The sequence below is a fragment of the Bacillus sp. CFBP9009 genome (assembly GCF_036541465.1).
GTDB lineage: Bacteria > Bacillota > Bacilli > Bacillales > DSM-1321 > Peribacillus.
This window is the reverse complement of record NZ_JAZHFU010000030.1, coordinates 1-22,730: the sequence shown is the minus strand read 5'-3', so window position 1 is coordinate 22,730 and position 22,730 is coordinate 1. Positions and strand designations below refer to the sequence as shown.

The 22,730-nt window shown below is 38.9% G+C and carries 16 protein-coding genes and 2 pseudogenes; 15 read left to right on the top strand and 3 right to left on the bottom strand.

Annotated elements, in window-relative coordinates; genetic code table 11:
- Window positions 1-15 precede the first annotated feature (15 nt).
- Window positions 16-675 carry a redox-sensing transcriptional repressor Rex gene (locus V3595_RS27610; RefSeq protein WP_402906749.1) on the top strand — a complete coding sequence of 220 codons (660 nt, stop codon included), beginning with the start codon at window positions 16-18 and terminating at the stop codon, window positions 673-675.
- Window positions 676-705: 30 nt separating this feature from the next.
- Here V3595_RS27610 and V3595_RS27605 read toward each other — a convergent pair whose 3' ends face one another.
- Window positions 706-918, bottom strand: coding sequence for a YdiK family protein (locus V3595_RS27605; RefSeq protein ID WP_034306342.1), 213 nt, complete (start codon window positions 916-918; stop codon window positions 706-708).
- A complete protein-coding gene (locus V3595_RS27600) occupies window positions 915-1,640 on the bottom strand; it encodes a CPBP family intramembrane glutamic endopeptidase (RefSeq protein WP_350300966.1) in 726 nt (241 codons plus the stop codon). Before V3595_RS27600 ends, V3595_RS27605 begins: the two co-directional genes overlap by 4 nt.
- Before the next feature lie 334 nt (window positions 1,641-1,974).
- On the opposite strand from V3595_RS27600, the gene groES reads away from it, so the two are divergent.
- The 10 genes from groES (at window position 1,975) to V3595_RS27550 (ending at window position 14,820) form a co-directional block, all read left to right on the top strand.
- Entirely contained in the window at window positions 1,975-2,259 is a 285-nt protein-coding gene (gene groES / locus V3595_RS27595; RefSeq protein ID WP_101225604.1) for a co-chaperone GroES, read from the top strand.
- Window positions 2,260-2,318: 59 nt separating this feature from the next.
- Complete coding sequence (groL, locus tag V3595_RS27590; RefSeq protein ID WP_214751236.1) at window positions 2,319-3,956, top strand: chaperonin GroEL; 1,638 nt, start codon at window positions 2,319-2,321, stop codon at window positions 3,954-3,956.
- Window positions 3,957-4,075: 119 nt separating this feature from the next.
- Window positions 4,076-4,282: a hypothetical protein gene (locus V3595_RS27585; protein ID WP_485911056.1), complete on the top strand. Its 207-nt coding sequence runs from the start codon at window positions 4,076-4,078 to the stop codon at window positions 4,280-4,282.
- A gap of 484 nt (window positions 4,283-4,766) precedes the next feature.
- Complete coding sequence (locus tag V3595_RS27580; protein WP_485911054.1) at window positions 4,767-6,812, top strand: CocE/NonD family hydrolase; 2,046 nt, start codon at window positions 4,767-4,769, stop codon at window positions 6,810-6,812.
- A gap of 26 nt (window positions 6,813-6,838) precedes the next feature.
- Window positions 6,839-8,131 (top strand): MFS transporter, encoded by a 1,293-nt coding sequence (locus tag V3595_RS27575; RefSeq protein WP_485911052.1) that lies wholly within the window; start codon window positions 6,839-6,841, stop codon window positions 8,129-8,131.
- 306 nt (window positions 8,132-8,437) lie between these two features.
- Window positions 8,438-9,127, top strand: coding sequence for a TetR/AcrR family transcriptional regulator (locus V3595_RS27570; protein ID WP_485911050.1), 690 nt, complete (start codon window positions 8,438-8,440; stop codon window positions 9,125-9,127).
- 532 nt (window positions 9,128-9,659) lie between these two features.
- Complete coding sequence (locus V3595_RS27565) at window positions 9,660-10,985, top strand: sensor histidine kinase (protein ID WP_485911048.1); 1,326 nt, start codon at window positions 9,660-9,662, stop codon at window positions 10,983-10,985.
- On the top strand, window positions 10,982-11,617 hold the full coding sequence (locus tag V3595_RS27560; RefSeq protein ID WP_485911046.1) for a response regulator: 636 nt from the start codon (window positions 10,982-10,984) through the stop codon (window positions 11,615-11,617). Before V3595_RS27565 ends, V3595_RS27560 begins: the two co-directional genes overlap by 4 nt.
- Before the next feature lie 437 nt (window positions 11,618-12,054).
- Entirely contained in the window at window positions 12,055-13,383 is a 1,329-nt protein-coding gene (locus tag V3595_RS27555; protein ID WP_485911044.1) for a peptide MFS transporter, read from the top strand.
- A 729-nt stretch (window positions 13,384-14,112) separates the two neighbouring features.
- Complete coding sequence (locus V3595_RS27550; protein WP_101225625.1) at window positions 14,113-14,820, top strand: SH3 domain-containing protein; 708 nt, start codon at window positions 14,113-14,115, stop codon at window positions 14,818-14,820.
- 1,903 nt (window positions 14,821-16,723) lie between these two features.
- Here the strand turns inward: V3595_RS27550 and V3595_RS27545 are convergent.
- Window positions 16,724-16,875: pseudogene (locus tag V3595_RS27545) on the bottom strand (MFS transporter); the annotation flags it as partial.
- Between the two features lie 557 nt (window positions 16,876-17,432).
- Here V3595_RS27545 and V3595_RS27540 point away from each other — a divergent pair.
- The 4 genes and pseudogenes from V3595_RS27540 to gnd all read left to right on the top strand — a co-directional run bounded on the left by V3595_RS27540 (window position 17,433) and on the right by gnd (window position 22,549).
- A complete protein-coding gene (locus V3595_RS27540) occupies window positions 17,433-18,164 on the top strand; it encodes a GntR family transcriptional regulator (RefSeq protein WP_485911042.1) in 732 nt (243 codons plus the stop codon).
- Window positions 18,157-19,701 carry a gluconokinase gene (gene gntK, locus V3595_RS27535; protein WP_485911040.1) on the top strand — a complete coding sequence of 515 codons (1,545 nt, stop codon included), beginning with the start codon at window positions 18,157-18,159 and terminating at the stop codon, window positions 19,699-19,701. The genes V3595_RS27540 and gntK overlap by 8 nt, the downstream gene beginning before the upstream one ends.
- Window positions 19,702-19,719: 18 nt before the next feature.
- A pseudogene (locus V3595_RS27530) lies at window positions 19,720-21,066 on the top strand (GntP family permease).
- Between the two features lie 79 nt (window positions 21,067-21,145).
- Window positions 21,146-22,549: a decarboxylating NADP(+)-dependent phosphogluconate dehydrogenase gene (gene gnd / locus V3595_RS27525; protein ID WP_485911038.1), complete on the top strand. Its 1,404-nt coding sequence runs from the start codon at window positions 21,146-21,148 to the stop codon at window positions 22,547-22,549.
- Window positions 22,550-22,730: the final 181 nt, after the last annotated feature.

Below are 22,730 nucleotides of genomic sequence, written 5' to 3'. Positions count from 1 at the left end.
AGGCGGGGAAGAACAATGAACCATGACCCAAAGATACCGCAGGCAACAGCCAAAAGGTTGCCATTGTATTATCGATTTTTAAAGAACTTACATTCCTCAGGCAAACAAAGAGTTTCCTCGGCAGAGCTAAGCGAAGCTGTAAAAGTGGATTCTGCCACCATACGCCGTGATTTTTCCTACTTTGGCGCGCTTGGGAAAAAAGGCTACGGCTACAATGTCAATTATTTATTATCCTTCTTTAGGAAAACACTAGATCAAGATGAATTGACCAAAGTCGCTTTAATCGGGGTAGGAAATTTAGGAACCGCTTTTTTAAATTACAATTTCATGAAAAATAATAATACAAAAATTGAAATGGCTTTCGAAGTTTCTGAAGAAAAAGTCGGCAAGCGAATAGCTGATGTGCCCATCTATCATATGGATCAAATCGATACACTATTGCAGGAAAATAATATCACTGCGGCTATATTGACAGTGCCTGCACAGGTAGCCCAGACGATAACCGATCGTCTAGTCAAAGCAGATATAAAAGGAATATTGAATTTTACACCTGCAAGGCTGACCGTGCCTGCATCCATTAGGGTTCACCACATTGACCTGGCCGTGGAGCTTCAGTCGCTCATCTACTTCCTGAAACATTATCCTGTAGTGGAAGAAGCCGCTTTGGAGGAATGAAAAAAACGCTGCATCATTGCAGCGTTTTTTTTATTTTTTCTTATTTTTTTGTGCGGCTTTAATCTTAAAGTGCAGCATGATCATGCGTAAGCCCGATCCAAAGTCAAGAGTCGCAATAAGGACAAGTATGTAGGCGAAGAGCCCCCATCCAGAAGAATTGACGGTTTGAATCGCGATAGCGGTAAAAAGAGCTCCTAAGCCTGCATAGATGATGCCCATGAATAAGGGTGATTGACGTTTCATAATAAACCTCCGATGAAGGCCTGTGCAGTATCTATCATCTTCTCTATATCCTCCCGATATACCACTTGAAGGATGATAACAAGCGTATTCATCGCAATATGAGCGCTCATTGATACGAGAATGCGACCTGTTTTTGCATAAAGGAAAGCAAAAGTGAAGCCCATTGCCGTATATAAAAGAAGATGTTCAAATTCACCATGCGCCAAGCCGAAAATAACTGAGCTGATTAGAGCTGAAATAAAGAAGTTAAAGCGTTTATGAAGTGATCCGAAAATGATTTTCCGGAAAATTAATTCTTCCAATATAGGTCCAATTACTGAAGTGACGAAAATGACCATGGGGACTTTGTAAATGAGTGAAATGAGTTGCTGCGTATTTTCAGATTCAGACTCCACCCCAAGCATTTGTTCAATGCTGCCGGCAATGCTTTGCGCAAAAAGAGCCATGAACACTCCTGCAATTGCCCATAATATGGACATCGAAACGGAAGTTTGATTTCTCGTGTCCAACTTTTCCCTCATATCTTTTCTCATTAAAAAAAGAATCAAGAATAAAGCAGCGAGAAAACTGAAAACTATCCAGTATGCTGCAGATTTCACTTGGAGTTCATCAGCCGGCATTCCGGTATAAGACCCGATCAGCATGAAAATGGGTACCCCAACAATACTGGATAATTGCATGGCAATATAGGTGATGATGACGAACCAATATTCTTTTTTCAAAAATGAAAACTCCTTTTATAGTCACCCATTCCGCTCGGAACGTTCCTGATATGGGGACAAGCTATAAACGCATACTCCAAAATGGTATCAAAAATTGAGGCAGAACACCACTTAAAGGTACCCTTAACATAACATTTAAATAACTTTGTTAAGGAAATCATTATGCTAAAGTAGTTTACCCGTAATTTATCAGAAATTAATAAAAAATTTTCAATAAGATACTTGCAAAAAAGGCTCGGTTTATTTAATATTATAAATGTGTTAGCACTCGATGATGAAGAGTGCTAATAATCATGTAACAAATTATCAAGAGAATATGAGGAGGTTGTTTCACTTGTTAAAACCATTAGGTGATCGCGTTATTATTGAACTAGTTCAAACTGAAGAAAAAACTGCAAGCGGTATTGTTCTTCCTGATACTGCTAAAGAAAAGCCACAAGAAGGTAAGGTAGTAGCTGTTGGTACTGGCCGTGTCCTTGAAAATGGCGAACGTGTTGCTTTAGAGGTTGCCCAAGGCGATCTAATTATCTTCTCAAAATATGCAGGTACTGAAGTTAAATACGAAAACACTGAATACTTAATTTTACGTGAAAGCGACATTCTAGCTGTTATCGGCTAATTATACATCATACTTAACTGAACGAAAATTTTCTTAAAATTTTAGGGAGGTACTTATAAATGGCTAAAGAAATTAAATTTAGTGAAGAAGCTCGCCGCTCCATGCTTCGTGGTGTGGACGCACTTGCAGATGCAGTTAAAGTAACGCTTGGACCAAAAGGTCGTAACGTGGTTCTTGAGAAAAAATTCGGTTCACCGCTTATCACTAATGACGGTGTGACGATCGCTAAAGAAATCGAATTGGAAGATGCATTCGAAAACATGGGTGCGAAATTGGTTGCTGAAGTAGCAAGCAAAACAAACGACGTAGCTGGTGACGGTACAACGACTGCAACGGTTCTTGCACAAGCGATGATCCGCGAAGGTCTTAAAAACGTAACAGCTGGTGCTAACCCAATGGGTATCCGTAAAGGAATCGAGAAAGCGGTCAATACTGCAATCGCAGAATTGAAAGCCATTTCCCAACCTGTTGAAAACAAAGAATCAATCGCACAAGTTGCTGCCATCTCTTCAGCTGATGAAGAAGTGGGCCAACTGATTGCGGAAGCAATGGAGCGCGTTGGTAACGACGGCGTCATCACAATCGAAGAGTCTAAAGGTTTCACAACTGAATTGGACGTAGTAGAAGGTATGCAGTTCGATCGCGGATATGCATCTCCATACATGGTTACTGACTCAGATAAAATGGAAGCGGTCCTTGAGAATCCATATATCTTGATCACAGATAAAAAAATCACGAATATCCAAGAAATCCTTCCTGTACTTGAGCAAGTTGTTCAGCAAGGTAAACCGCTATTATTGATTGCTGAAGATGTAGAAGGCGAAGCGCTTGCAACTCTTGTTGTGAACAAACTTCGTGGAACATTCAATGCTGTTGCGGTTAAAGCTCCTGGATTCGGTGACCGTCGTAAAGCAATGCTTGAAGACATCGCAGCTCTTACAGGCGGCGAAGTAATCACTGAAGAAATCGGTCTTGATCTTAAATCTGCAACAATCGATTCATTAGGCCGTGCGTCTAAAGTGGTTGTTACAAAAGAAAATACAACGATCGTTGAAGGCGCTGGAGATACAGCTCAAATTCAAGCTCGTGTAAACCAAATCCGTGTTCAATTAGAAGAAACAACTTCTGAATTCGACCGTGAAAAATTACAAGAACGCCTTGCTAAATTAGCTGGTGGCGTAGCGGTAATCAAAGTCGGTGCAGCTACTGAAACAGAATTGAAAGAACGTAAACTTCGTATTGAAGATGCATTGAACTCCACTCGTGCCGCTGTTGAAGAAGGTATCGTAGCCGGTGGTGGTACAGCACTTCTTAACGTATACAATAAAATCGCTGAAATTCAAGCGGAAGGCGACGTAGCAACAGGCGTGAAAATCGTTCTTCGTGCCATCGAAGAGCCTGTTCGTCAAATCGCTCACAATGCTGGACTTGAAGGCTCTGTAATCGTAGAGCGCCTTAAAGGCGAAGCAGTAGGCACTGGCTTCAACGCAGCTACTGGACAATGGGTGAACATGATCGAATCAGGTATCGTTGATCCTACTAAAGTAACTCGTTCAGCTCTACAAAACGCTGGTTCTGTAGCAGCTATGTTCTTAACAACAGAAGCTGTTGTTGCTGACAAACCAGAACCGGCAGGCAGCGGCGGCATGGGCATGCCTGATATGGGCGGCATGGGCGGCATGGGCGGCATGATGTAATCATCGCCTAAATCCCTTAATAAAGGGGTTTAACGAGGATTCAGAATGAATGCTCACCAAACATGTGAATATCTTTAAAGTTGAAGGCCTCCCACAGTTTACTGTGGGAGGCCTTTTCTTTGTTGTCAGTAAAAACAAGAGCTTTTCAGGAAAGATTCACAACATTTACTGACAATCATGGTGCAATTGGAATTGAGTTCTTAAATTGTTGGAAAGATAAACGAACTATTTATTTGCAGGAATTTGAAGAGTACAGAAAAATGTATTTGAAAAATCAGTTGAGAATGATGTTGCTAGAAGAATTTTACTTCATTACTCTTTTATAGCGTTTATTAAAAGTGCTAAATGACCTTTTTAATCGTGAAAGATTAGATATGAATCTAAACGCTCTGGAGGCACTTCTCTACAATATATCAAATGAGAACAAGGCGGTTGATAGACCTTTATTAGAGCTGGAACAGTTACTTGAAAAGATTGATTCAAATCGTAACAGATTATATGTAGATTATGAACCTACACAAACTATTAATGCTCTATATCATAATGGGGAAATTAAGAAAAGGTGAAGAACAAATCATCTTTTCTTTTTATGTAAAGTAAAATCCAATCTAAAAATTCTGAAAATTTTAAGTTGTTCAACATGTCATGGGGTGATATACTAGGTTCACAACTGTAATCATGATTATAAAATTACTGTGATTGTTTTGTAATTTCGATTAAAAATTTATAGAAAGCGCTTAAAGTGAGTTAAAAAATAATGATAATGACTACTTTACGGCGGATGAAAAATGACTAAGAGGAGGATGAAAAATGTCAACAGAATATAAAGAAAAAGAAATTATCACTAATTTTCCTTATGCGTTCAAAATCATTGAAAACACTTGGATTGTTTTAAAAGATGGAACTAGACTTTCAAGTCGTATCTGGTTGCCTGAAGTTAGGGAAGGTCAAAAAGTACCTGCCATTTTAGAGTATATTCCTTATAGAAAAACAGACGGTACAAGGGCAAGAGATGAACCGATGCATGGTTATTTTGCCGGGAACGGTTATGCAGTTGTCAGAGTGGATATGAGAGGTTCGGGAGAATCAGATGGTCTGCTAAGGGATGAATACTTACAGCAAGAACAAGATGATGCTCTGGAAGTTATTGATTGGATCTCAAAGCAAAATTGGTGTGATGGAAATATCGGTATGATGGGTAAATCATGGGGGGGCTTTAATTCCCTTCAAGTTGCAGCCAGAAGACCCAAAAATTTAAAAGCAATTATAACACTCGGGTTTACCGATGACCGGTATAACAATGATATCCACTATAAAGGCGGCTGCCTCTTAAATGATAATTTCTGGTGGGGGGCCATTATGCTAGCCTATCAGGTGCGTCCACTTGACCCTCATATTGTTGGGGATAGCTGGCGTGAAAAATGGCTGGAAAGATTAGAGGAAATGCCTTTATGGATGGCGCAATGGATGGAGCACCAAACGAGAGATGCTTATTGGAAGCATGGTTCAGTTTGTGAAAATTACGATGACATTGAAGTGCCAGTTCTAGCCATCGATGGTTGGGAAGATTCTTATACGAATACCGTATTAAGTTTAATGAAAGGGCTTTCAGTTCCTAGAAAGGGGATTATTGGTCCTTGGGCACACGTATACCCTCATGATGGAATTCCAGGACCAGCAATGGGCTTTTTGCAAGAAGCTGTTAAATGGTGGGATCATTGGCTAAAAGGAAAAGCGAACGATGCGATGGATGGACCAATGGTGAATGTATGGCTTGAGGAAAGTATGCCTCCTTCTTCCATTAAACCAGTAAGTAAAGGAGAGTGGGTTGGACTCGATTCCTGGCCATCAAATGAAGTTCTAACGCAAACTTATCAATTGACTCATGGTAAATTGCTAGAGGAAAGAGATGAAACAGAAGAGCGAGTGTTATTAAAAACACCTTTAAATCACGGCCTTTTATCAGGTGAATGGATGGGTGCCGGAGTACCGGGTGAAAGTCCGTCAGACCAACGATTGGATGATGGTATGGCGATGGTATTTGAAGGGGATGTCTTAGAAAGCCCATTAGAAATAGTTGGTTATCCAAGATTTGAAGTACAAATGACAAGTGACAAACCAAAGGCAATGCTCTTCACACAACTATCAGATGTGGCACCAGATGGAGCCGTTACCCGTGTTTCTTATGGAGTAATGAATTTAACCCATTTAAATGGACATGATCAAGTAGACTTGTTAACCCCTGGTGAAAAGGTAAATGCATTTGTTAATTTTGACTGTTGCGGGCATAAATTTAAAGCCGGGCACCGGGTACGTTTATCTATTGCAACAACTTTTTGGCCAATGTTTTGGACAATGCCTGAGGATGCAACACTTACTCTGAATCTTGAAACCGCAAAGTTTTCATTACCAATCTTTAAAGGAAGCCGGGTATCTGGACCGAATATGAGTCCTCAAAGCGCGCCATTAACTCCGACAACTATGCTTTCAGAGGGAAGAGTCGATCGTTCCATTACATACGATATTTTAACGAATACATGGACTTGCATAACCGATGGTGTTGGAGGGGTATTTGGTGAAGGGGTCTATCGCTTTGATGACATCGATGTTACGGTTGAACACAATTTGAGACGAGAGTTGACATTAAGTAATGCTAATCCTCTTTCCGCGAAATATACCATTTGTCAAAAAATGAGAATAGGGCGTGAGGGTTGGTGGATTGACGCTGACATTACCGTTACGCAAACTTCTGATGCAGAAAACTTTATGATTGTTGGGGAAATGGATGTTAAAGAAAACGACCGACCGGCATTTCATAAGAACTGGGATCAAAAGATTGAACGTTTAGGACTTTAAAAAGCCAGAGATTGGAGAGAAAAGAGATGAAAGGTAAACTAAGGAAAAATATACCTACCCTAGTCATTTTAATCATTGCAGGTGAAATGATTTATACATTGCCATATTTTCGAAACTATTATTATGATGTATTCTTAAATGCCTTTCACTTAACCAATACACAAATGGGTACGCTTGGCAGTGCATATGGAGTTTGCTGTTTGATTTCCTATATCTTTGGAGGGTATGTGGCAGATCGATGGAGAACGAAGCACTTGTTGTCAATATCCTTATTTGCGACAGGGATTCTAGGCTTTGCTTTACTATTGTATCCACCTTACCCTGTGTTGTTGCTAATCTATGCAGCTTGGGGTATAACATCCATCATGACCTTTTGGGTAGCGTTAATAAAAGCCGTCCGTTCGTTAGCATCTGAAAATGAACAAGGAAAAGCATTCGGCTTTTTTGAAGGCGGACGCGGTGCTGCCAAAGTTATCGAATCTGCTTTGGTATTAGGACTCTTCGCCTTTTTAGCAAAGCAACTGAGTGACAAGCTGGCATTGTCCTCTGTGATTATTTTCTATTCCGTGATGTGTATTCTTTTAGGGATCATGATTATGTTACTTTATAAGGAACCTGATGGTAACAACAGTAGTGATGAAATAAAAGAAAAGGCAAATAAAAAATTTGATTGGGCAATACTTTTGAGGATTCTCAAAATGCCAACAACCTGGTTGGCGGCCATTCTTATTTTAACGTCTTATGCGATGATTAATAGTTTCTATTATATTACGCCTTATGCAACGGCCGCATTTGGTGCTTCAACAATAATTGCCGCTGCTTTGGGTTACTTTTCACAATACTGCCGCCCAATCGGAAGTTTTGGCTCCGGCATTATCGGGGATCGAATTGGTATTTCGAATATGGTCATAATTGGCTATTGTGTTCTGGCACTCGGTTTAGCTGCTCTCATCGTATTACCCGGAAAGCCTTCTTTCATCTTATTACTGTTAGTTTTTATAGCAATTATTTATATATCAATGTATGCATTACAGGCAACGCACTTCGCTATTTTGGTAGAAGGAGACTATCCTGTCGAAACAACAGGAACAGTTGCTATGCCCTTGATGATTATTGGGTATAGCGGAGAAATCTTTATGCCAATTGTCGCAGGTGCTTGTTTGGACCACTGGAGTGGTACAGACGGTTATAAGGTATTATTTACGATTTTATTAGGCTTGACGATTGTTGGGTTGATTACGGCTATAATTTGGCAAAGAGTAACGAAAGAAAAACGAAAAGAGATTGCGCTTCTGAAGAGAGAAATGAAAGCAAGTTAGCAAAAACAAGAGGATTAAAAGGTTGCCAAGTGATAGAATAATGAGGTTTTCTTAAAGATCCCCAAAAATGTAAAGAGGCTGGCGATAAACGTTTTGTTTTTTGCCAGTTTTTTATTTTTATACGTTTCTATTGTGGGCTAATGTTCTTTCGGCTTCCATGCCATAGTTTGGTATAATTTATCCATCAGCACTTTATTGATTAGCACGCCACTATAAAATATAGATAAGAAAACAGAAAGCTTTGTTTTATAGGGTTCAGTGATTGAAATGGACCTATATCTTTTTAAAAATGTGAGGGGAATAGATATGAAAAAAAAAGAAATACAAATGGGCCGCATGTGGAAATACTTTGTGGACGCAACAGCTGAAATTATCGAAGAAGAAGGTTTAGAGAATGTAACAATAAGGAAAGTTGCAGATAAAGCGGGCTATAATAGCGCAACCATTTATAACTATTTTTCTGAGGTCTCCCATTTGATTTTTTTCGCTTCAATGAAATTCTTGAAATGCTACACAGATGAGGTAGCTGTTTATATTGAAAAAGGAAAAGATCCAATTGAAAAGTACTTATTAGCATGGGAATGTTTTTGTAATCACTCGTTTCAGCAACCACAAATTTTCCATGCGGTTTTTATTATGGACCTAGCTGATCAACCTGAAAAGCTGCTCGAGGACTATTATAAAATCTATCCGTCTGATTTGATTAACATTCCTGAAGAATTAAAGACTATCCTATTCGAACGTAATGTGTCAAAAAGAGGGCGATCCTTTTTAGAAATTGCACTAAGAGAGGGCTACATTAAAGAGGAAAACGTTGATGCGATTAATGAATTAACCATTTTAGTATGGCAGGGAATGTTTACAAATGTTTTAAATAATCGCAAAAGCTACGATTTTCAAACGGCTGCAAAAATCACCATGAACTATATAACAGAGATTGTAAACAACGCAAATCTATTTCATTTCAATAAATGGGATCACGCCAATCAGCAGTAGCATTCTCTACCATCCTTTTGACAAATACAAATTACTATATATTTGTTTTCCAGCGACATCGAAAAAGCCCTCCTCTATTGATCGAGAAGGCTTGGGATAAGGATATTTATTTTATTATTTCTTGTTTTCCTTCGACAATCTTCCTAATGCAAAGGCACCGGCTGCTTAGAGCGCATTTCTTGCCCCAGAAACGCGCCCTTTTCTTGAAAAACTTAGGTCGTTGAAACGGGGACATACCTATTGATTATTAGCCATCCGCGAATGAAATAAAACCTCATTTAAAAATGACGTTAGAAAACAGTTCAAGTACATAATGCTTTGTTCAAGATTTAGAGATTACTTGCAAGCTGTTCGGATTTTTGCACCAAAACACATTTTTTTATAATTTTCATAATTATGATGAGTTGCGTATAATGAGATTATGCAGAGGTATACATAAATTTAAAATAAATACGAAATGAAAGAATGGTTATCATTCTATTCTATAAGCAATTAATCTATTAAAGGTGAAATGATTATGATATCTAGTCTTATGAAGTCTTGGACAATATGGATGAAAATCGGAGTGATTTTATTCGGGGTATTCTTACTATCGTGGTTGGGTCCTGACGAAATTGGTCTTACTGATTTGCTTATTTCATTAAGAGAAGGTGAAGAAACAGGAAATAAGTTAATGCTTGCCGTTTTTTTGTTAATTTCTTTAAATACAGTTTTAGCTTTGTTTCATTATATTGGTGCACTGCTGTTGGGAGACGAAATTGGTGATCGTTTAAACCGTCCATGGTTAAAAATCATCATTCCTCTTATTGTTATTCCTCTCGACTATATCGTGATAAATGCTTATTATTCTTTAACATACTCATTTAGCGCATATGCATTGTTATTGTTGTTAGCAATCTTATTATTGCAAGCCTTTGAAAAGGATAGGCTAAAGCCAATTATTAAAACGATTATTTGTTCTCAATTAATCTTTGGGATTGAATGGCTGAATGAGATTCCTTCTTTATCTAAATATGGATTTGGGCAAGGGTCGATTTCAAAGGAATTAAAAGATATAGCGGTTCAAATTGGATTTGAGCAATCTTTAACATTGTACAGTTTAACTTTGTGTTTAATTTTTGTTATTAATGCTGTTATTTTAGCTGTGTATTTTTCATTAGCTGAACAAAAGTGGCGGATAAAGCAAGAGCTTCATTATGCGCAGTTAGAAGCAATGCAGTCAAGATCAGGACGAGAAGCACTATATCTGGTCCATGATTTAAAAACACCTCTCACAGCAATTGAGGGGCTAAATTCTTTAATTAGTTTGAAAGTGGACGATTCTAAAATTAAAGAATATTGTCAAAAGATTTCATCATCGATTCATTCCGTTAGCGACATGATTTCCGAGATTTTATATGATGATAAAAAACATTGGTGCCGTATAAAAGATTTAGTTGAATACGTCGAAGCAAGCAGACTGAGCGGGACAAATCTTAATCTGAAGGTAGACTTTCAAACAGATCCTGAAATTAAAATTTTAATTAATAAAATCCGAATGACAAGGGCATTAGTGAATTTAATTGACAATGCTTACGATGCAGTGAATGGAATAGAAGATGGCCAGATTTTGCTTAAGGTAAAAACCTATGAAAATGAACTTTGGCTGGGCGTATCAGATAATGGGAAAGGGATTTCACCTAAAGAGCAGGAGAAAATATGGAAAGCTGGGTTCAGTACGAAATCGCATCCAGGGATGGGATTAGCTTTCGTAAGACAAGTTGCTAAAGGACATGGTGCATCTTTAGAAATTGACAGCAAGCTTGGGCACGGGACAATAATTTGGATTAAACTAGCTGAGAGGAGTGTGTCAAGATGAACATTTTAGTCATTGATGATGATGCATCAATTCAATATATGCTAAGTGAAATTTGTGAATTTGCCGGCTGGAATGTAGATACGGCTAACAACGGAAAAGAAGGGTTAAATGTGTTTGCAGAAAAAGGAGCAGAGGTTGTTTTAGTTGATTATCATATGCCGGAAATGGACGGAATAAAAACAGTGGGTGAGCTTCGTAAACTTAATGCTGATGTTCCGATTCTTGTATTAACAGTCGATGAACGACAGGAAATTGCTGATCGCTTTCTTGAAGCAGGCGCAACGGATTTTGCATTAAAGCCTGTAAAAGCGCCTGATTTGATTTCAAGAATTCAACTGCATGCTCGCCTTGCAAAATTAACCCAATCAGCTCCGCAGCAAAAACCCAGTGAAGAAAAGGAAGTATTTGTAACAAAGGGAATTAGTAAGAGAACACTTTGTCACGTTAGTGATTTTCTGCATTCTAATCGTGAACCTTTTTCTGTTGATACAATTTCTAAAGAAGTAGGTTTGGCTTATCCGACCGTCTATCGCTATATTATGCATTTACTTGATGAAGGAAAAGTGGAAATTATTGTGAGTTATCAAAAAATAGGAAGACCGAAAAATTTATATCAATGGATTGTTGACTAAGAAACTGCCTTAAAACAAGGCAGTTTTTTTTATTATAATGGGGGTCTCCGTTGCTGCACAGGCCGCTAATGCAGTAGGACTTTTTTTCTTTTTTTTCTGTATTTTTATATTTTCTGATAATATAAAATTATTTTACAACAATAAATATTCTTTAAAATTTAAATGTCTTCATTGAACGTCTTCGAGTAAAATGAATGAATTTATTAGTTAATGTTCATTTAGATTTTGCTATCTGATTTCTTTTGCACCAGAGTCAAGATTAGAAATGTAAACGCTTACTGATGGTGGGTTGGATGGCATGCGTCGCCAACATCGTATTAGGCGTAGGTGGAAAGAATCAATAATTTGTCTATTAAAATAAAAACCATGCAATTATTTTGTGAAAGTAACGATTGGTGGATGGTTTAATATTTAACCATATTTAGGGGGACTTTATTATGCAAGCACTATTAAAAGATGTTCAGCAGCCAAACCAGTCCAGGAAAAAGCATCCTCCAGGACTGTATATGCTGTTCGCTACTGAGGCATGGGAGCGCTTCAGCTATTACGGAATGAGAGCAATTCTTGTTCTTTACTTAACAGCAACTGTTGTAAATGGCGGGCTTGGAGTCGACAAATCTACGGCTATGGGCATATACGGATTCTTTACTGGTGCCGTTTATATTACGCCAATGATTGGCGGATACTTGACTGACCGTTTCATAGGCAGAAGATTGGCAATCACGATTGGCGGTATTTTAATGGCGCTTGGTAACTTTTCGCTATTCTCAAGTCAGAGTTTGACAGCGCTTTACATTGGTCTTGGTTTATTGATTATCGGTAATGGTTTCTTCAAGCCAAACATCTCGACAATTGTTGGGGATCTTTATGAAGACAACGATCCGCGTCGTGATGGAGCTTTCACCATCTTCTATATGGGTATTAATGTTGGGGCTTTCTTCGCACCATTAGTAGTTGGCCTGATGAGCTATAAATATGGGTTCTTGACAGCAGCAATTGGCATGATTGTAGGACAGTTAGTTTTCAACTTATTAGGCAATCGCTATTTAGGTGATATTGGTAAAGAACCTACTGGCAAACCGGAAGTTACTTCTGGTCAAAAGTCAGCTGCACCGTTAACGAAAAGAGAACAAAAACGTACAACGGCTATCGTGATTTTGGCAGTCTTCGTTATTGCTTTTTGGGCCGCTTTCGAGCAGGCAGGAAGTTCATTGACATTGTATGCTAATGACCAAATTGATCGGAATGTATTTGGTTTTGAGGTTCCAACTGCCTGGTTCCAATCATTGAACCCATTATTCATCGTGATTTTAGCGCCAATTATGTCTGCTTTATGGTACAAGCTTGGCAGCTCAAAACGCGGTGACTTAAAAACCCCAACGAAGATGGCTCTTGGTTTAGTCACTGTTGGTTTAGGTTTCTTAGTACTGCTTCCAGCTGTTATGTATACAGGAAACGATACAGCGCTGAAAGTGAACATTCTGTTCATGATTGTAACGTATTTCCTTCATACATTAGCCGAACTAATGATTTCACCAGTTGGCTTGTCAATGGTAAGTAAAATTGCTCCAATCAAGCTAGCCTCTCTTCTAATGGGAGTATGGTTGGCAAGTTCCGCGGTGGCCAATATGGTAGCCGGACAATTAGCTGCATATACGCAGTCTTTAGGTTACCTGGAAATCTTCAGTGTAATTGGTTTTGTAACAATTGGTTTAGGTATTGTTTTATTGCTTCTTTCGAAGCCAGTCGCAAAGCTGATGAAATAATGAGAAAAGGAGCTGACCCAAAAGGCATATAATGTGCCATTTGGGTCGAGCTTTTTTTAGTGCGGAAAAATATTGGAATCGGTCCAAACTGGTGTAAGCGGAGTCTCCACAACGAAACAAAAAACAAATCAATGGGAAGTTCTTATAGAACAAGTCAAAGCTGGTTATGTAAAAGAGCCTATGAATTAGGATGTAATTCTACTCTTTTTGAGCACTTCGAAAGAAAATATGCACAAAGTTATTCTAGAAAGCCTGCGATGATAGAATATCATGTATCTAGTGATGGAAATCATCGAACGTTACGGGCTAAATTAGTGGGTGCAGACTATATTAGAGCTAGAGTATACTCCTATAAGTTACAATCTTATCAAGGATGACAATTATAAGAGGATTCAATTTAACTTAAGTGATTATACGAAATTTGTGCCAGTGTGTAACTTGCAACAAAAAGGGGGGAATCTTGAGGATAAGGCTGGCCAGTTTTCTAAAGGCACGGGACCAGGCGCCAGGCCCAACCAGATGTAACATCCACAATGGATAAGGATAGAGGCTATGCAAGAGAAGGAAGGAAAGCGAATAGATGATCTAATCCTATATGGAAACAGAAGAAAGGAAAAGGAAATCTTATCGCTATCCCTAACAACTTCTGGATAGGCTATACTTATCTAGACAGAAAATTTAAGGTCAGGTAGACTACAGATACAACTAGTTATAGAAAAGAGGTCCGATATGCGACGCGATATACAACTGAATGAACGAGCTTTCTCTTCCAAGGAAGTGGCAGAAGAAGTGGGGATTGCAACTCCCACTGTTCGAAAATATGGTCAAATCTTAGAGCGGAATGGATATGAGTTTTTGAAAGATGGAGATCGACGTATCTTTGTTAAATCTGACATCGGAGCGCTTATAGCGCTACGCGATACGGACAAGCCCCTAGACGATACAGCTAAAGACCTTGTATATCAACAAAAAGAAAGATTAGAAGGATCCAATGAAACACAGATAGCGATACCCGATACATATGAAAATTCACCCCACGACCCCAATCAATTAAACGAGGTCTTAATGTTTTTAGTCAATGAACTCGCAGCCACACGTGAAATGAATGTCCAACTGACAAACGATATGTCACAGCTTAAAACAAAGGTTTCCCGGCTCCAGCAAGATCATCATGTTATAAGTTCTAGTATTGGAAATTCAGCGCAAAGAACTAATTCTAAAATTGAACAATTAACAGAACAACAAAATACCCATTACGAAACATTGCTGGAACAAGAAAAACAAAAAAGTGAACTCTTACAAAAAGAAATACAAAATATGCGGGACGAACAGAAAAAAGAATGGAGTTCACAAAATGAATTTAATAAACGTTTAGAAGAGACTATACAAAAACGTTCCGAAAAATGGCGGGCGCTTTTCTCCATATTCAGAAAATAAGGTGACTGTTAAGGTTTTTTGCCTAGCTGTGTATTGATTTGTGGAAGCAAATTATTGATGAAGAACATTTGATAAATATTTTTTAAATAAATAATGATGGATGAAAGCATTGAGATGCGAATCCACAAAGTTTTAAAAAATCAGTGCCATATATGATTCGCTAGCTGAAAAACAGAATTAAGAAAGGATTTTTCAACTTTACAGGATTTGGCACCTGTTATGCAAATGCTCGGCAATACCAATGTAGCGGACGTTCTACCAAAGGCTCAATTGAAATTCATTGGGGATTTGTTTAAGCGATATGCATCTAAAACAAAATACACAATTTGAAGCAAGCTAAAAAGGCATGTTTGATAGGAGGTTGAAAACTTGCATTCAAAAACAGGAGTCATCCTTACTAGAGGTGCTCCAGACAGGGATAGATCGGCTCTTTTTTTGTGTGTTTCGTATCGCTGGGCAATATAACTTGCAAATAAATTCGAACCTTTAGGTTTAATAGAAAAGCGGCGTTTGATATGCAAACATGATATACATCCGAATGAACGAGTATTCTTTTCTAAGGAAGTGGAAGAAGAAGAGGGGATGCACACCCACTGTTCAAAAGTATGGTCAAAACTTAGAACAAAACGGATATGAGGTTTTAAGATGGTGGTTGCCTATCTTTATTCAATCTGACATCGAAGCGCACATAGCGTTACGCGATACGGACAAGTCCCTAGAGGGTACAGCTAAAGACCTGTGTATCTACAAAAAGATAGATTAGAAGGAACCAATGAAGCAGAGATAGCGATACCCGATATATATGACAACTTAACCCATAATTCCAAACAAATAAATGAGATTTTAATTGTTTTAACCAATGAACTCACAGCTACGCTTGAAATGAACTTCCACTGACAAACGATATGTCTCGGCTTAAACCAACGGTTTCCCAGCTCCAGCAAGATCTATGTCCTCAATAGTGTTCCTCAAGAAAGGGGCCTATCTGTTCTTTTTTGTGTTTCGTATCGCTGGGCGATATAACATGAAAATAAATCCAAGGAACCTTCATCTTTAATAGAAAGGAAGGTCCGATATGTGACAGGATATACATCCTCTTCCAAGGAAGTGGCAAAGAAGTGGAGATGCAAAATCAATGTTCGAAAGTATGTTAAAAACTTAGAGTGAAACGGAAAATTATTGTTAAAATATGTAAATACAAATACCTTCGTTCAATCCGACATCGAAACGCTTAAAGTGTTACGCGATACGGGCAGCCCCTAAACGATATAGCTAAAGACCCTTGTATCTACAAAAAGATAGATTAGAAGGAACCAATGAAACAGAGATAGCGATACCCGATACATATGACAATTTAACCCATGTTCTCATTCAATTAAAAGAGAGCTTAATCTTTTAATCAATGAACTCACAGCTACACGTGAAATGAACATCTAACTGACAAACGATATGTCACAGCTTAAAACTGAACAACAAAAAAACCATTACGAAGCATTACTTCAATAAGAAAAAGGATTCATTACCTTTATTTTAGTCTCCTTTACGATATTCAGGTGTTAATTTCTGTTAATAACTATTTAAACCTAAGGCAATCAAATCAAAAGTAGAAATTCCTTTGTTCCAACTATTCGCAATCACTATTTTCAAATTTCAACAATTTCCCGAGAAATATCTACAAATTCTGAGTAGATATCGACAAAATTAGAAGGTTCTAAAAGATGTAGTAAAACATTGGTGAAAATTATGACCAATTGAGCTGGTTTTTTCTGCTCCTTTGAATTACAAACAACAAAGCAGTGATCCCAATTTTCGGGATGCACTGCTTTGTTGTTTGTAGATATTCTACGCATTCATAATTAGCTCGTAACTTCTTACCATTCCGTAAATCAACATCAGCAAAATCCTGCCCCCTTTCGATTTTACCAACCAAGAAAATGTAGGACAGTGCTCCTGCGAAGGTTATACAAGCAATAGGGTAAGTGCAGGAGCAAAATTACCGCCCTGGGCCAGGAAGCCAATCACAATGGGAATAATAATTGATGCAGTACCACCTACATTTCAGTACTAAAGAAATATACAGGGGTGAATGAGGGACAACCTACGATAGTACTGAAGGCAGCTAAATCGCCGCGAGTAGCGACCTGTGCTCGCTCGAACATCACAACAAGACCTAGAAGCAAGTCAAAGAGAACAAGGCAAGGCCGAAGACAAACGCAAGCAGGTTCATCAATGATAGCTTTTTTTATAGGTGAATGAGGGCTATCTAAGTAAATTTAGGGAGGCAGCTTAATCCCCGCGAGTAGCAACCTATACTAGCCGACCAGTAACGTGCAATCTCTAATAGGGTACTAACCTCATCAACGGGCAAAGTCTGCCCAAAATGACGTTGGATTCATTCATAAGTTGCTCGGAATAGCAGCCTAATCCCTTGGTTAACAGATATTACCACCCTGTGTTTCTTCATTATTTTTGCCTCAGAACCTTCTAAACTCCCAATAAACTTTGACTATATTACGAGAATCCAGTTGAATTCAAAAAGCTTGCATTACTAATTATTTTAAGATTATAATACTTGTATACAAGTGTACTTGAACTCTAATAGAGGTGAATATATGGCTGAATCAAAGGAATTTCTTTATCCTGTAAAATGGCTTTCAAAAGCTTCAGCTGGTGATCGTGTTACATCCGAGCTTAGAATGCGTATTATTTCGGGGATGATTGAAAGCGGTGCCATCCTATCTGAAAATAAATTAGCTGCTGATTTTGGTGTAAGCCGCTCACCAGTTCGTGAAGCGTTAAAAATACTGGCCTCTGAAAATATCATCCGATTAGAAAGAATGGGTGCGGTTGTCATTGGTTTAACAGAAAAAAAGTATGCAGAAATTTATGATGTACGTATACTCATCGAAACGTTTGTATTTGAACGTCTAGTACGGATGAACACGAATGAATTAGTAATGGAACTTAGTAAAATATTAGAAATGATGAAAGTGTCCATAAAATACCTTGATGCTGATGAGTTTTCCTATCAGGATGTCCTATTCCACGAAACGATCATTCGATCCATCGATCATTCCTACATCCTGATGATCTGGGATAATTTAAAACCTGTGATGGAAAGTTTGATTCTTCTATCCATGCGCAGTCGTTTTGAAGAAAAGTATGAAGAATTTACACGGATCCTAAATAATCATCAACTTTATATTGATGCGATCAAAACAAAAGATCGAGACATCATGATTAAGTCGTTACATGAAAACTTTGATGATGTTCAAGAAAAAGTTGAAGACTTATGGATGGCCCAACAGATGCTTTCAAAAGGAGTCGAACAAGAAAATGACTAGCTATATGTTAGGTGTAGACATCGGTACGACAAGTACAAAAGCTGTATTATTCACGAAAAAAGGCGATGTCATCCAGCAAGAGAATATTGGCTATCCTCTTTACACACCGGATATGACAACGGCGGAACAAGACCCTGAGGAGATTTTCCAGGCTGTTCTGAAAGCCTTTTCAAATATAACGAAGCAGCATCCAGATAAAAAACCATCATTTATTTCATTTAGCAGTGCGATGCATAGTGTTATAGCTATGGATGAAAATGACCAGCCGCTGACCGCTTGCATCACTTGGGCAGATAATCGCAGTGAAGCTTGGGCCCATAAAATAAAGGATGAATTAGATGGGCATGAAGTTTACAAACGAACCGGAACACCGATTCACCCGATGTCACCTTTATCCAAAATTACCTGGATCGTGAATGATCGCCCGGAGATCGCAACCAATGTTAAAAAGTATATCGGGATTAAAGAATATATCTTTAAAAAGTTCTTTGATCAATATGTTGTCGATTATTCCCTTGCTTCATCGATGGGCATGTTGAATCTCAAAAATTTGGATTGGGATAAGGAAGCCCTAAGAATTGCTGGAATAACGCGTGATCAATTATCTGAACTCGTACCAACAACAAAGATCTTTAACAACTGTGACCCGGATTTAGCCAAACAGATCGGGATTGACCCAGAAACCTCTTTTGTCATTGGGGCAAGTGATGGTGTCCTTTCAAATCTAGGTGTAAACGCTATCCGGAAAGGTGAAATCGCTGTCACGATTGGGACAAGCGGTGCGATTCGGACGATTATTGACGAGCCGAAAACAGACGAAAAAGGAAGAATCTTTTGCTATGCCTTAACGGAAAAGCATTGGGTGATTGGCGGGCCGGTAAACAATGGCGGGATGGTCCTTCGCTGGATTCGCGATGAATTTGCTTCTTCTGAGGTGGAAACGGCTAAAAGACTCGGAATCGACGCTTATGAAGTCTTGACCAAGATTGCCGAACGCGTAAGACCAGGCGCTGATGGATTGTTATTCCATCCATATCTTGCAGGTGAGCGTGCACCATTATGGAATCCGGACGTACGGGGTTCATTTTTCGGATTAACATTGTCGCATAAGAAAGAACATATGATTCGAGCGGCTCTAGAGGGAGTCATTTACAATTTATACACAGTATTTTTAGCCTTAACCGAATGCATGGACGGTCCCGTGACCCGAATTCAAGCTACGGGAGGCTTCGCAAGGTCGGCTGTTTGGCGGCAAATGATGTCCGATATCTTCGAATCGGAAGTCGTGGTTCCAGAAAGCTACGAAAGTTCGTGCCTTGGTGCTTGTATATTAGGGTTATATGCTGCTGGGGAAATTGATTCCTTCGAAGTAGTTTCTGAAATGATAGGCAATACCCACAAGCACACACCGAAAGCTGATTCTGTAAAAGAATATAGGCAGTTACTGCCGATTTTCATTAACCTATCAAGGGTATTGGAAAACGAGTATACACAGATTGCGGATTATCAAAGAAACTTAATAAATGCTGCAAAGTAAAGACATGGGGGGATTACAATGCCATTAGTTATTGTCGCTTTAGGAATTGTCGCCTTATTAATTTTAATAATGGGCTTAAAATTAAACACCTTTATTTCCTTGATCATTGTATCGTTTGGAGTGGCTTTAGCACTTGGGATGCCACTTGACGGAATTGTCAAAACCATTGAAGCTGGATTAGGCGGAACACTTGGCCACTTAGCGTTAATCTTTGGACTTGGAGCGATGTTGGGTAAGTTGATCGCAGATTCAGGCGGAGCGCAACGCATTGCCATGACCCTTGTTAAAAAATTCGGTGAAAAGAATATTCAATGGGCAGTCGTGGCAGCGTCATTTATTATCGGTATCGCGTTATTTTTTGAAGTGGGCTTAGTATTATTGATTCCAATCGTTTTTGCGATTTCAAGAGAATTAAAAGTTTCGATATTGTACCTTGGTATTCCAATGGTAGCGGCATTATCCGTAACACACGGTTTCTTACCGCCGCACCCAGGACCAACCGTTATTGCTGGTGAATATGGCGCAGACATTGGTCAGGTTTTACTTTACGGCTTCATCATTGCGGTTCCAACCGTTATTTTAGCTGGACCAGTATTTACGAAGATAGCTAAAAGATTAGTACCTGCATCATTTACGAAAACAGGCAGCATTGCCTCTTTATGAGAACAAAAATCATTTAAACTTGAAGATACACCTGGATTTGGGATCAGTGTATTTACCGCTTTACTTCCGGTTATATTAATGTCAATTGCTACGATTATCACTTTGATGCAAAAAACAATGGGATTTGAAGATAATGGTTTACTGGCAGCTATCCGTTTCATTGGCGAAGCAGGTACTTCCATGTTGCTTTCCTTATTATTTGCGGTCTATTCAATGGGATTAGCAAGAAAGATTCCAATGAAAGATATTATGGAATCTTGTACATCAGCGATTCTGCATATCGGAATGATGCTCTTGATCATTGGGGGCGGCGGAGCCTTCAAACAAGTATTGATTGACGGCGGTGTAGGTGACTATGTAGCTGAATTATTCAAAGGAACATCATTATCACCGATCTTGCTTGCCTGGATCATCGCGGCAATCCTGCGTATTTCATTGGGATCTGCTACCGTTGCAGCCTTAACGACAGCAGGTTTAGTTATTCCGATGTTAGGTCAGACGGACGTTAACCTTGCCCTGGTTGTACTTGCTACCGGAGCGGGAAGTTTAATCGCATCACACGTTAACGATGCTGGTTTCTGGATGTTTAAAGAGTATTTTGGTTTAAGCATGAAAGAAACATTTGCAACGTGGACTTTGCTTGAGACGATTATTTCAGTAGCTGGATTAGGATTTATTCTATTACTAAGCTTATTTGTATAGGCCTTTCCCGGCAGTAAATCCCCCACTTATGGCAGGGATTTACTGCCTATTATTCTTACATAGAAGGAGCAGAAATAAAATGTACAATACAATTGGTGTCATTGGTTTAGGGGTTATGGGTAGTAATATCGCGTTAAATATGGCTAGTAAAGGGGAACAAGTTGCTGTCTATAACTACACAAGAGATTTGACGGATCAGCTTGTTGCTGAATTGGACGGTCAGTCGATCCATCCGTATTACGAAATCCAAGACTTTGTTCAGTCACTGGAAACTCCAAGAAAGATTTTTCTCATGGTGACTGCGGGTAAACCGATCGACTCGGTGATCACTTCATTACTTCCTCATCTTGAATCAGGCGATATTATCATGGACGGCGGTAACTCCCATTACGAAGATACTGAACGCAGATATGATGAATTGAAATCTAAAGGATTCAGTTATGTAGGGATTGGTATCTCCGGTGGAGAAGTCGGGGCGTTAAAAGGACCTTCAATCATGCCAGGCGGAGATAAAGACGCCTATGAAAAAGTAGCTCCAATCCTGACAAAAATCGCAGCCAAAGTAAATGATGATCCTTGCTGTACCTATATCGGTCCAAAAGGAGCAGGTCATTTTGTGAAAATGGTACATAACGGGATTGAGTATGCGGATATGCAATTAATCGCCGAAGCTTATACGTTTTTAAGAGAAAAATTGCATTTAGAAGTTATTGAAATTGCTGACATCTTTGAAACATGGAATCAAGGCGAACTGAAAAGTTATTTAATCGAAATCACAGCGGAAATTTTAAGGAAGAAAGATGAAGTAACGGGCTTACCCTTGATTGATGTGATTCTTGATAAAGCAGGACAAAAAGGCACAGGAAAATGGACCAGCATGCAAGCAATTGATAACGGAATACCAGCATCGATTATTACAGAGTCTTTGTTTGCTCGCTACATTTCCGCTTTAAAAGAAGAACGGGTTCATGCAGAAAACATTCTAACAGGGCCTGAGAACGTTCAGCAACAATTAGATAAAAATGAGTGGATTGACTATATTAGGCAAGCATTATATATGGGCAAGGTTTGTGCATACGCGCAAGGTTTCACTCAATATAAAATGAGTTCTGAACTTAACGGCTGGGATTTGCCTTTAAAGGATATTGCGCTTATTTTCCGCGGCGGCTGCATCATTCGGGCAGAATTTTTAAATGTCATTAGCGAAGCCTATCAAGAGCAGCCGAATCTGGCCAATTTATTGATTTCACCATATTTCGCTGAAAAGGTTGCAAATTACCAGAAGGGATTGCGAAAGGTTGTCTGTGAGGGAATAAATTCTGGCATCTCGTTTCCATGTTTAGGCTCTTCACTTACTTATTACGATAGTTATCGTACAGGCATCTCAAATGCTAACCTCCTGCAAGCACAACGTGATTATTTTGGGGCACATACCTATGAGCGACGTGATTTAGCTGGGGTCTTTCACACAAACTGGCAGTGATGGAAAGTGACAAAAGAGACAATCATTTTTCAATGACCGTTCATGAATTGGAGAAGGTACCTTGCTTCAAAAAGAGAGCTGCTTTTGAAGTGAACCCAAAAAGTTAGACACTTTATTTACTTAGGCAGCCTTGAGGGCATGAACCCGGTAATCTACCGGGCTCATGCCTTTTAATTTTACC